The 11,925-nt window shown below is 64.1% G+C and carries 8 protein-coding genes; 3 read left to right on the top strand and 5 right to left on the bottom strand.

The genetic code is table 11. From position 1 onward, the window contains the following. Positions 1–24: 24 nt before the first annotated feature. Positions 25–1,023: an ABC transporter ATP-binding protein gene (locus X735_RS153515; protein WP_023810856.1), complete on the top strand. Its 999-nt coding sequence runs from the start codon at positions 25–27 to the stop codon at positions 1,021–1,023. Between the two features lie 273 nt (positions 1,024–1,296). On the opposite strand, the gene X735_RS153520 is transcribed toward X735_RS153515, so the two are convergent. The 5 genes from X735_RS153520 to X735_RS153540 form a co-directional block, all read right to left on the bottom strand. After that, positions 1,297–2,142: a fumarylacetoacetate hydrolase family protein gene (locus tag X735_RS153520; protein ID WP_023810855.1), complete on the bottom strand. Its 846-nt coding sequence runs from the start codon at positions 2,140–2,142 to the stop codon at positions 1,297–1,299. A gap of 218 nt (positions 2,143–2,360) precedes the next feature. Beyond that, the gene (locus X735_RS153525; protein ID WP_023810854.1) at positions 2,361–3,092 is read right to left on the bottom strand and encodes an SDR family oxidoreductase; all 732 of its coding nucleotides are present in this window, start codon (positions 3,090–3,092) and stop codon (positions 2,361–2,363) included. A gap of 269 nt (positions 3,093–3,361) precedes the next feature. Then, positions 3,362–5,734 (bottom strand): aldehyde dehydrogenase family protein, encoded by a 2,373-nt coding sequence (locus X735_RS153530; RefSeq protein ID WP_023810853.1) that lies wholly within the window; start codon positions 5,732–5,734, stop codon positions 3,362–3,364. Between the two features lie 72 nt (positions 5,735–5,806). Then, positions 5,807–6,856 (bottom strand): deoxyribose-phosphate aldolase, encoded by a 1,050-nt coding sequence (deoC, locus tag X735_RS153535; RefSeq protein WP_031213095.1) that lies wholly within the window; start codon positions 6,854–6,856, stop codon positions 5,807–5,809. A gap of 151 nt (positions 6,857–7,007) precedes the next feature. After that, positions 7,008–7,835, bottom strand: a complete 828-nt coding sequence (locus X735_RS153540; RefSeq protein ID WP_023810851.1) for a ferredoxin--NADP reductase — start codon at positions 7,833–7,835, stop codon at positions 7,008–7,010. Positions 7,836–8,055: 220 nt separating this feature from the next. Here X735_RS153540 and X735_RS153545 point away from each other — a divergent pair, with 220 nt between their 5' ends. Further along, positions 8,056–10,140: a hydantoinase/oxoprolinase family protein gene (locus tag X735_RS153545; protein WP_023810850.1), complete on the top strand. Its 2,085-nt coding sequence runs from the start codon at positions 8,056–8,058 to the stop codon at positions 10,138–10,140. A gap of 16 nt (positions 10,141–10,156) precedes the next feature. Continuing rightward, complete coding sequence (locus X735_RS153550; protein WP_023810849.1) at positions 10,157–11,899, top strand: hydantoinase B/oxoprolinase family protein; 1,743 nt, start codon at positions 10,157–10,159, stop codon at positions 11,897–11,899. Positions 11,900–11,925 lie beyond the last annotated feature (26 nt).

Here is an 11,925-nt window from a genome sequence, read left to right as displayed (position 1 = left end):
CACATTCCAATCCGGAGGATCGCCGTGGGCTCGCTGAACATTGAGAACGTGAAAAAGGCCTTCGGGCCGGTCGAGGTGCTGAAGGGCATCAACCTCGAAGTGAACGACGGCGAATTCGTCGTCTTCGTCGGCCCGTCTGGCTGCGGCAAGTCGACCTTGCTCCGAGTCATTGCCGGACTGGAGGATTCGACCTCGGGCCGCGTCGTCATCGACGGCGCGGACGTCTCGGCCACGCCGCCGGCCAAGCGTGGCATCGCCATGGTGTTCCAGACCTATGCGCTCTACCCGCATCTGACGGTGAAGAACAATATGGGCCTTGGCCTCAAGCAGGCAGGAACGCCGGCGGCCGAAATCGAGCGCCGCATCGGCATCGCGTCATCGATGCTGTCGCTGGAGCCCTATCTCGAAAGACGGCCGGCCGAACTCTCCGGCGGCCAGCGCCAGCGCGTCGCCATCGGCCGCGCCGTGGTGCGCGAGCCAAAGCTTTTTCTCTTCGACGAGCCGCTTTCGAACCTCGATGCGGCACTGCGCGTCAACACGCGGCTGGAGATCGCGCAGCTGCATCGCCGGCTGAAGGCAACGATGATCTACGTCACCCACGACCAGGTCGAGGCGATGACGCTGGCCGACAAGATCGTCGTGCTCAATGCCGGCAGGATTGAGCAGATCGGCGGCCCGATGGAGCTCTACAATTCGCCGGCAAATGAGTTCGTCGCCGGCTTCATCGGCTCACCGAAGATGAATTTCGTCGACGGCGCCCGCCTCGGCGAAACCGCCAAGACCATCGGCGTGCGGCCGGAACATTTGACCGTCGATCCGAAATCCGGCGCCTGGAAGGGAACGGTGGTGCACGCCGAGCATCTCGGCGCCGACACCAATCTGTATCTCGACTGCGAGAAGGCGGGGCTGATCACCGTGCGGATCTTTGGTGTTTATGATGCCGAGCCGGGTGCCACGCTGTATGCGACGCCGGATCCGGCGAAGACGTATCGGTTTGGCGCTGATGGGAAGGTGTTGAAGTAGCTTGACACCCTCTTCCTTTCCTCTCCCTCCGGAGGGGGGAGAGGTGGCGCCGCGAAGCGGCGACGGAGTGGGGGAAGACCTGGACCCAAGCCAAAACCGCCATAGGATAGGGACTGACGTGTCAGTACAGTCGCTTCGACAGACGAGCGGATCGAGCCCCCACTCCGTCGAGCTTCGCTCGCCACCTCTCCCCCGATCGACGGGGTAGAGGAAAGGCGCGAAACCGCCCCTTCCTCTTCTCATTCCAGAGACACAAGGAGAGAACAGAGAAGCCTACACGTCAGCCTTGAACGTCTGCTTCTGCTGGCCCAGCCCTTCGATGCCCAGCTCCACGACATCGCCGGCCTTCAAGAACACCGGCGGCTTCATGCCGAGCCCGACGCCGGGCGGCGTGCCTGTCGAAATAATGTCGCCGGGGTGCAGCGACATGAACTGGCTGAGATAGGAAACCAGATACTTGACGCCATAGACCATGGTCTTGGTCGAGCCGTTCTGCATCGTCTTGCCGTTGACGGTCAGCCACATTTTGAGGTTCTGCGGATCGGCTACCTCGTCCTTGGTCACCAACCACGGGCCGGTCGGGCCGAACGTGTCGCAGGACTTGCCCTTGGTCCACTGGCCCTGGCGCTCGGCCTGGAAGGCGCGTTCGGAGACATCGTGGGCAACGCTATAGCCGGCGACATAGTCGAGCGCATCGGCCTCGCTGACATATTTGGCGGTTTTGCCGATGACCACGGCCAGTTCGACTTCCCAGTCGGTTTTCTCCGAGCCGCGCGGGATCAGCACGTCGTCATCCGGCCCGACAATGGCCGAGCTTGCCTTCATGAAAATGATCGGCTCCGGCGGCACGGTGGCGCCGGTCTCGGCGGCGTGGTCGGAATAGTTGAGGCCGATGCAGATGAACTTGCCGGTTCCGGTAACGCAGGCGCCGAGGCGCGGGCTGCCGGAAACCGCCGGTAGCGACTTGGGATCCAGCTTGGCCAGTGCAGCCAGCGATGCCGGGTCGAGCGTCTTGCCGCCGATATCGGTGACGTGAGCGGAGAGATCACGGATCGTTCCATCCGCATCGAGCAGGCCGGGACGTTCGCTTCCCACCTCGCCATAGCGCAGCAGTTTCATCTAAATCCTTCTCCTGATTGCGGCCTCGTGGCCCTTTGCAAACTTTCCGCCAAGGCGATGCTCCTTCAAGGAACCGGCGGACCGTACCCATCGACCTGACTACGGACAAGCGCGATCGCCATACAAGATAGCCGGCGCGCGGGATTTTCAGACTCTTCGATCCCCTGTTAAACGCCGGGAAAGGGCCAGATCGTCCTGCTCGCGTATGATTTCCGCAGTCAGATCGACCAGCCGCCGTCGATATTGTAGGCCTGCCCGGACGTGTAGGTGGCGCCGGCCAGATAGACGGCGAGATCGGCGATTTCCTCCGGCGTGCCGAGCCGGCCCATTGGCTGGCGGGCGATGAAGGCGGCGCGGGCGGCATCGTAGTCGCCTTGCGCGTGCATGCGGTCCTGCAGCGACGGGCTCTCGACCGTGCCGGGGCAAATGGCGTTGCAGCGTATGCCCTTGCCGACATAGTCGGCGGCGATCGCCTTGGTCAGGCCGATGACGGCGGCCTTGGTCAGGCCATAGACGAAGCGGTTGGGCACGCCCTTGGTCGAACTGGCCAGCGAGGCCATGTTGATGATCGATCCGTCGCCGCGTTCCAGCATGCCGGGCAGCACAGCCCGGCTGGTGCGGATCATGGCGCGAACATTGAGGTTCAGCGCGAAATCGAGGTCGCCGTCCTTCATCTCCAGGATCGAGCCCGAATGGACGAAACCGGCGCAGTTGAACAGCACGTCGACGACACCGATCTCGGCAAAGGCGGCGTTGACGGCTTCGTCGTTGAGCACGTCCAGCTTGCGGGTCTTGATCCCCGGCGTCTTGGCGAGTTCCGCCAGCAGGGCCTCGTTGATGTCGGTGGCGTAGACGATGGCGCCAGCTTTTGCGAAGGCCAGTGCGCTCGCCTTGCCGATGCCTTGCGCCGCTGCCGTGACGACAACGACCTTGCCTGCCAGATCCGCCATACTGTTCTCCTCGTCCACTGGGATAGTTCGGGTCTACCTGCGGCTGGCCAAGGCGTCATGTGCCAGTCACGCATGATCGTGCAGCCTGCGCCGTTGATCGTTCACTGATAAAGATGTTTTTTCTCGTTAAAGAACATCTGTCCGTGCGTCAACCCCGAACACGGTCTCGACAGCACCGGGGGGAGCTCAAAGCGCGCGACGCGCTTTGGCTCTTTGCCTTTATATATGTCGTTGCCCCAAAACCGCTGCGCACTTTTGGGCGACATACATTAATCGCCGTAAGGCACCCAGACATTCTTGACCTCGACGGCGCGGCGCAGGAAGGCGTCGCCGGCGGCTTCGTCGGATGCCCAGTCGAGGCCGCGGCCATTTCCGCTCCAGATGCGCTTGAGGTTGCCGATGGACTCGGCTTCCGCCTGGGCGCAGGTCTCAGCATCGGCGAACACCCAGAGCCCGTCGACATCGTCATGCTTGGCCAGCACGCCGGCAAGTTCGGCGCTGCGACCGGTGACGATGTTGATGGCGCCTGAGGGAACGTCGGAATATTCGATGACCTGGTAGAGATCGGTGGCCAGCAGCGGATAGCGCTCCGAAGGCACCGCGACCACGGTGTTGCCCATGGCCAGCGCCGGTGCGACCAGCGAGATCAGGCCGAGCAGCGGCGAGCTGTCGGGGGCGACGATGCCGACGACGCCGACCGGTTCATGAAGCGCCAGCGTCACGGCACGCGCCGGCGGCTGGTGCACGCGGCCCTCGAACTTGTCGGCCAGACCGGCATAGAGGAAGAGGCGCTCTATGGACTGTTCTACTTCTTCCCGCGCGGCCTTGGCGCTGGCGCCGGTCAGCTCGGTGAGGCGGGCGGCAAACTCGGCGGCGCGGCCGGAGAGATTTTCGGCCAGATAGTAAAGCACCTGACTGCGGTTATAGGCGGTCGCCTCGGGCCAGCCCCTACAGGCGCGGGCTGCGGAGACAGCATCGCGGATATCCTTGCGGCTGCCGAGACCAACCTCACCGGCCAGCTTGCCCTTGGCGGTGGCGACAGCCAGCGAATAATTGCCGTCCGGCCGTACCTGCTTGCCGCCGATGAATAGCTTTGCCGTGCGGTCGATTGCCGAGCCGTCGGCCTGCTCGACTGGCTGTGCGGAGGTCGTCGCCGGCTTGATGATCTGGCCGAGCGGCAGTTTCGCCGCGAGATATTCGAACATGCCCTCGCGCCCGCCTTCGCGACCGAAACCGCTCTCGCGGTAGCCGCCGAAGCCGCAGGCGGCGTCGAACATGTTGGTGCCGTTGACCCAGACCACGCCGGCCTTCAATTGCGGCGCGACGTGCAGGGCAAGGTTGACGTTCTCGCTCCACACCGAGGCGGCGAGGCCATAGCGCGTGTTGTTGGCGAGCTCGATCGCTTCCTCGGTATTGCGGAAGGTCATGGTCGCCAGAACAGGGCCGAACACCTCTTCTTGCGCCAATATGTTAGCCGGCGAAACACCTGTGGCGAGCGTCGGCAGATGGTAGTAGCCGGAAGACGGCAGCGCCGCATCCGGCTGCCAGCAGACGGCGCCCTGCCTGGCACCTTCGGCGACCAGGCCCTTGACGCGCTCGAGCTGTGTGGCGTCGACCAGCGGGCCGATATCGGTGTTCTTGTCGAGCGGGCTGCCGACGCGCAGCCGGCTCATCCGCGTCTTGACCTTGGCGATCAGGGCGTCGGCGATGCCTTCCTGGACCAGCAGTCGCGAACCGGCGCAGCATACCTGGCCCTGGTTGAACCAGATACCGTCGACCAGGCCTTCGACGGCGCTGTCGAGATCGGCATCCTCGAAGACGATGAAGGCCGACTTGCCGCCAAGTTCCAGCGACAGTTTCTTGCCCGAGCCGGCGGTGGCTTTCCGGATGATCTTGCCGACTTCGGAAGAACCGGTAAAGGCGATCTTCTGGATGCCGGGATGGTTGACGATGGCCCCGCCGGCCTCAGGACCGCCCTGCACGATGTTGACGACACCTTTCGGCACGCCGGCGCGCTCGCAGATCTCAGCAAACAGGATTGATGTCAGCGGCGTGAACTCGGCCGGCTTCAGCACCACGGTGCAGCCGGCGGCGAGGGCCGGCGCGATCTTCCAGGCCAGCATCAGCAGCGGAAAGTTCCACGGGATGATCTGGCCGACCACGCCGACACCCTTGTGGCCGGGGAAATCCTTGTCCAGCGCCTGCGCCCAACCGGCATGGTGTATGAAATGGCGGATCGCCAGCGGCACGTCGATGTCGCGGCTTTCGCGGATCGGCTTGCCGTTGTCGATGGTCTCAAGCACTGCGAACAGGCGCTGGTGGCGCTGCATGGCGCGGCCGATGGCATAAAGCACCTTGGCGCGCTGATAGCCCGAGGCTGCCGACCACTTCGGCAGCGCCTTGGTGGCCGCCGCAACCGCCGCGTCGATGTCGACGGCATTGGCGTCGGATATCTTGGCCAGCAGCTTGCCGGAAGACGGCTCGCTGGTTTCGAAAGTCTTGCCGCCGGACGCGGCTTTCCAGTCGCCGCCGATGAACAGCGCCTTGCCGAAATCGCGCGCGGCAAGCCATGCATCGGCCTCGTTGCGGGCTTCCGGCGCCGGGCCGTATTCCATGGCGTGGTAGCGGTCGAGAATGTTCATTGGGCGCCTCCTTCACCCCTCCCACTTGTGGGAGGGTCGATCGGCTTGCCGATCGGGGTGGGGGTAAATCTCTCAAGCCATCGCGTGGCGATGATTGGCCGAATAGTGTCCGGTCAGATGGTGCTCGAGCTGGCGCTCGATGTCGGTCAAGAGGCTCGACGCACCGAAGCGGAACAGGTCCGGCTCCAGCCATGGGCGGCCGAGTTCTTCCTTCATCAGCACCAGCCAGTCGAGTGAGGCCTTGGCCGTGGAAATGCCGCCGGCCGGCTTGAAGCCGATGAGATAGCCGGTTTCCTCGAAATAGGCCCTGATGGCGCGCACCATGGCGAGGCCGACGGGCAGCGTCGCATTGACGCTTTCCTTGCCGGTCGAGGTCTTGATGAAGTCGGCGCCTGCCATCATCGCTACCATCGAGGCCAGCATGACATTGCGCAGCGTGGCGAGGTCGCCGGTGCCGAGGATGACCTTCAGATGCGCGTCACCGCAAGCGGCGCGCATCGAGACGATCTCATTGTATAGCTCGCGCCATTTGGCGCCGAACACCAGCCCGCGTGGAATGACCACGTCGATCTCGTCGGCGCCGTCGCGGACCGAGGCTTCGATTTCCTGCAGGCGGGTCGACAGGGGTGCCAGACCATGCGGGAAGGCGGTGGAGACGGCGGCGACATGGATGCCGGCGCCGCGCACGGCATCGACGGCGGTGGTGACGAAGGGATGGTAGACGCAGACGGCGGCCGGGCGGATGGTTTCACCTGATATGCCCAGGCCCTCGACGATGTCGCGGCGGAACGGATTGATCGCCTTGGCGCAGAGCCGGCGCACACGCTCCTCGGTGTCGTTGGAATTCAGCGTCGTCAAATCCATGCAGGCGACAGCGCGCAGCAGCCAGGCCGCCTGGTTGTCGGCCTTGATCGAGCGCCGCTTGGTCAGGCTGGCGACGCGCCGTTCCAGCGCCGAGCGGTTGACGCTGCGCACCGATTCCATGAAGCCGAGATCGAGCTTCATGCCGGGATTGCGCGCAATGCGATGGTCCGGTGGAACGGCTGTGTTGGCGGCGGCACGCGCCGGCAGCGGCGTCACCTTGGACGAGCCGATATCGGCTTCTCGGATTGTGCTGCTCATCTCCTGCCCTTTCATTCAGCGACGTGTGCCGAAGATAGCCCGTGAAGCCGTACTTCACGAGTCCTGCGGGCGGTCATAACCGAAAAAGGCGGCGAAAGCAGCAATTTTGACCGTGCGGTCAAAAGCATAGACTTCGAGATGTTGGTGCGGCTCAGCCGACGAAGGCGCGCTCGACGACAAAAGTCGCTGGATGGCTCAGCGAGCCTTCCTCGAAGCCGAGGCTTTCGGCCAGGTCCTTGACGTCCTTCAGCATATGCATCGAGCCGCAGATCATGATGCGGTCGGTTTCCGGGCTGAGCTTGTCGATGCCGAGATCGCTGTAGAACTTGCCGGAGCCGATCAGCGCGGTGATGCGGCCCATGCGTGCCGACTCTTCGCGGGTCGTCGAATTGTAGAGCGTGACGCGCCCAGTGGTCAGTTCACCGATCAGCGGGTCGCTTTCCAACGCCGCGACCAGCTCCTGGCCGTAGGTGAGTTCCGCATTGTCGCGGCAGGTATGGGTCAGGACCAGCTGATCGAATTTGTCGTAGGTGTCAGGGTCGCGCAGCAGGCTGGCGAAAGGCGCGATGCCGGTGCCGGTCGAGATCATGAACAGCCGCTTGGCCGGGGTCAGCGCGTCGACCACCAGCGTGCCGGTCGACTTCTGGCGCATGATGACGGTGTCGCCGACCTGGATCTTCTGCAGCTCCGAGGTCAGCGGGCCGTCCGGCACCTTGATCGAGAAGAATTCCAGCTCTTCGTCCCAGGCCGGACTTGCCACCGAATAGGCGCGGTACACCGGCTTCTCGGCATTGGGCAGGCCGATCATGACGAACTCGCCGGAGCGGAAGCGCAACGACTGCGGACGGGTGATGCGGAACGAGAACAGCCGGTCGGTGTAGTGCTTCACCGAGACGACGGTTTCGGCATAGACGTTGGCCGGAATCGGGAACTGCAGCGGTCGGGCGCCGACGGTGTTGAGAGCGGATGTGGTGTTCATCAAATCCAACCTTCTGGCCCAACCGTGGACGCGGGCGCCAAACTTTCACCTGCACGCCCGGACCATTCAGATCCCGGCGGGCTGTTCGCACACTGCAAAGCGGCAAGCTCTTGTGTCCGGAATTTATTAGTATACAAACGATATTTGCGTCAAGATGCTCCCTTAAAACAGCTTTCCAAACTGGCGCATATCCGTAGTCCGCGCATTTCGGGTTTCGACGATGGAAGAGAATATTTCGGCGCAAGCGCGCAATTCCCGGGGAAATGTCGTCGCCGGTATCGATGTCGGCGGCACCTTCACCGACCTGCTCCTGATCGACGGAAGCGACGGCGGCCGGGTGTATCTGGCCAAGACGCCGACCACGGTGGACAACCAGGCTTTCGGTGTCGTTTCGGCACTCGGCGCCACCGGATTTGCCATCGATAGCATCGACCTCATCGTGCATGGCACGACCACCACCACCAATGCGGTGCTGGAACGCCGGCTGGCGAAAACCGGCATGATCACCACGCGCGGTTTTCGCGACGTGATCGAACTGGGTCGGCGCACGCGGCCGCAGGCCTATGGCATGACCGGCAGCTTCGTGCCGATCATTCCGCGCAATCTCAGGCTCGAAGTCTCGGAGCGCGTCGAAGCATCGGGCGCGGTGCGCACGCCGCTCGACGAGACCGAGATGCGCGACGCCGTGCAGACGCTGATCGCGGCCGGTTGCGAATCCCTCGTCATCCATTTCCTGCATTCCTACGCCAACCCGGCACATGAGCGGCGCGCCGCCGAAATCGCCGCCGAGCTCTGGCCGAACGGCTACATCACGGCAGGCCACGCGCTGCTGTCGGAGGCGCGCGAGTTCGAGCGCGGCGTCACCGCGTCGGTCAACGCCTCCGTGCAGCCGATCCTCGAGCGCTATGTCGAGCGGCTGCGCAAGGAATTGGGCGCAAAAGGCTATGCCCGCGACTTCCTGATCATGAACGGCAATGGCGGCATGATCTCGGCCCGCTTCGTCACACGTGAATCGGCCAAGACGGTCATGTCCGGCCCGGCCTCCGGCGTCATCGCCGCCGCCTATACCGGAAAACGCGCCGGCTTCGAAAACCTCGTCACCTATGACATGGGCGGCACCTCGACCGACGTGGCGCTGATCCGCAATGCCGAGCCGGCAGTCTCGAACGAGATCGAGATCGAATATGCGATGCCGATCCATGTGCCGATGGTGGCGGTGCACACGGTCGGCGCCGGCGGCGGCTCGATCGCCCGCGTCGATGCGGCCGGCCTGATCCAGATCGGTCCGGAAAGTGCCGGCGCCAATCCCGGCCCGATCTGCTACGGACGTGGCGGCCTCGAGCCAACCATTACCGACGCCAATCTGGTGCTCGGCCGGCTGGCGCCGAAGAAGCTGCTGGCGGTCCAAAATCCCGTCACATCAGAGCGCGTCACCAGCATTTTCGAGGACAAGATCGGCAAGGCGACCGGCCTGTCCGGCGTCGAGGCGGCGGGCGCGGTGCTGCGGCTCGGCAACATGAAGATGGCCGGCGCCATCCGCATGGTCTCGGTGTCGCGCGGCCATGACCCTCGTGATTTCGCGCTGTTCGCCTTTGGCGGCGCCGGCCCGCTGCATGCGACCGCCCTGGCGCGCGAACTCGGCCTGCCCAAGGTGCTGGTGCCGGCGCGTCCGGGCATCACCAACGCACTCGGCTGCGTCGTCGCCGACCTGCGCCATGACTTCGTCAACACCATCAACCAGCCGGTGGCGGTGCTCGACGAAAAACAGCTTCCTACTGTATTGGAACGCCACCGAAACGAAGGTGAAGAGCTGATCGGCAAGGAAGCGGTGAAGCCGGAGACGATCCGCGTTACCCACTCCGCCGACATGCAGTTCGTCGGCCAGACCCACATCATCAACGTGCCGCTGCCGTCCTCATCGGTGACGCGGGCAACACTGCAGCAGCTTTTCGAAAAGGCCTATTTCGCCCGCTTCAAGGTCGAACTGCCGGAAATCCGCGCCAACCTCGTCAATCTCAACACGTCGGTGACCGGCGTGCGTCCGGCGATCGATCTGTCGCGGCTGATCGATCCGGCGGGGCGCGCAACAACGCTGGATGAGGCAAGGCGCGAAATCCGGCCGGTCTGGTATGGCGGGCGTTGGCACGATACGCCGGTATATGCACGCGAAAAACTGCCGCTTGACGCTGAAATCGAAGGGCCGGCGATCCTCGAACAGATGGACGCCACCACCGTGCTCGAGCCCGGCGACCGCGCACGCTGCGACGCCGACGGCAACATCATCATCGACATCGGCGAGGCCTGAGATGCCTGACATTGATATGGCAAAACTCGACGCCATCACCCTTTCGGTCCTCCAGGCGGCCCTGCAACAGGTCTGCGACGAGATGGACCTTACGTTCTCTCGCGCCGCTTTCTCGCCTGTCATCGCCGAAGCCAACGACCGCTCCGACGGCATCTATTCGGCTGTCGATGGTTCGCTGATCGCGCAGGGAAGCCAAGGCCTGCCGGTGTTCGTCGGCGTCATGCAATATTCGACCAGGACGGTGATCGAGATGATCGCCGACGGCCGCTGCCTAGCCCCGGAGCCGGGTGACATCTACATCGTCAACGACCCCTATCTCGGCGGCACCCATCTGATGGATGTGCGCTTCGCCATGCCGGTCTACCGGGCCGGAAAAATCTTCTGCTGGCTGTCCAACACCGGCCACTGGCCAGACATTGGCGGCTCGGTGCCGGGCGGTTTTTCGGCCTCCGCGACCGCGGTCGAGCAGGAAGGCCTGCGGCTGCCGCCCGTAAAACTGTTCAAGAAGGGCGTGCTCGATCCGGAGATCTACGCCATCATCTGCTCCAACATCCGCGTTGCCGACCAGCGCATCGGCGACATCAGGGCCCAGGCCGCCGCACTGCTGATCGGCCAGGACCGGCTTAACGGAATCCTGGATCGTTACGGTGACGAAACCGTTGTCGAGGCGATCGCCGAACTGCGCCGCCGCGCCGCCGAGCAGATGCGCGCCAACATCTCAGCCATTCCCGACGGCACCTACCATTCCAAGGCGTTTGTCGATTCCGACGGGGTGGTCAACGAGCCGCTGACCATCGCGCTCGCCGTCGAGAAAAAAGGCAATACGCTGACTTTCGATTTCACCGGCTCGTCAAAGCCCTGCGCCGGGCCGATGAACAGCGTGCTGGCGACGACTTTGTCCTCGGTCTATCTCGCCATGCGCCACATTTTCCCTGATGTGCCGATCAGCGCCGGTGCCTTCGAACCGCTTGAAGTCAAGCGGCCGGAAGGCACTTTCCTCGACGCCAGATACCCGCGCCCCGTCTCGGGCTGCGCCGCCGAAGTGTCGCAGCGCATCGCCGAGGCGGTGTTCGCGGCCATGGTGCAGGCGCTGCCCGACAAGGTGACGGCGGCGCCCGCCGGCTCCAGCGGCAATTTCGCTCTTGGCGGCAACGACCCGGCGCGCGGCCGCGATTATGTGATGTACCAGATCTCCGGCGGCGGCTATGGCGGCAATTCAGGCCATGACGGGCTGACCAATGGCTGCTCGACCATCGGCATCTCGAAGTCGCCACCGGTCGAGATCATGGAACAGGCATTCCCGGTGCTCTACCGCCATTATGCCTTGCGCGAGGGTTCGGGCGGCGCTGGCAAGCATCGCGGCGGTTTCGGCCTCGCCTATGAGGTCGAAATCCTGCGCGGTGACGCCCGGGCCTCCTTCGTCATGGACCACGGCCGTTTCGGCCCACAGGGCGCACTCGGCGGCAGGGATGGCGCGGTCAACACGGTGACCGTCTTCCGCAACGGCGAGGAACATGTGCCGCTGCACCTTTCGAAGGAGCAGGACATTGCGCTCAAGGCCGGCGACCGCGTGCGCGTCGGCACGCCGGGCGGCGGCGGCTACGGCGATCCGCTGCAGCGCGATCCGGATCTGGTGCTGCGCGACGTGGCGCTGGGGTACTACACATCAGAGGAAGCCACCGAAAAGTTTGGCGTTGTCCTCTCGGCCGGGGAGTTGGCCATCGACCGGGCGGCGACCAACAAGCAGCGCGCCGGGTAACGCACCACCGATCGCCTGGCCTGGAT

It is taken from the genome of Mesorhizobium sp. L2C084A000 (assembly GCF_000502875.1).
Taxonomy (GTDB): Bacteria; Pseudomonadota; Alphaproteobacteria; order Rhizobiales; family Rhizobiaceae; genus Mesorhizobium.
The sequence above is the reverse complement of the archived record's forward strand: the minus strand, read 5'-3'. Positions and strand labels throughout refer to the sequence as shown.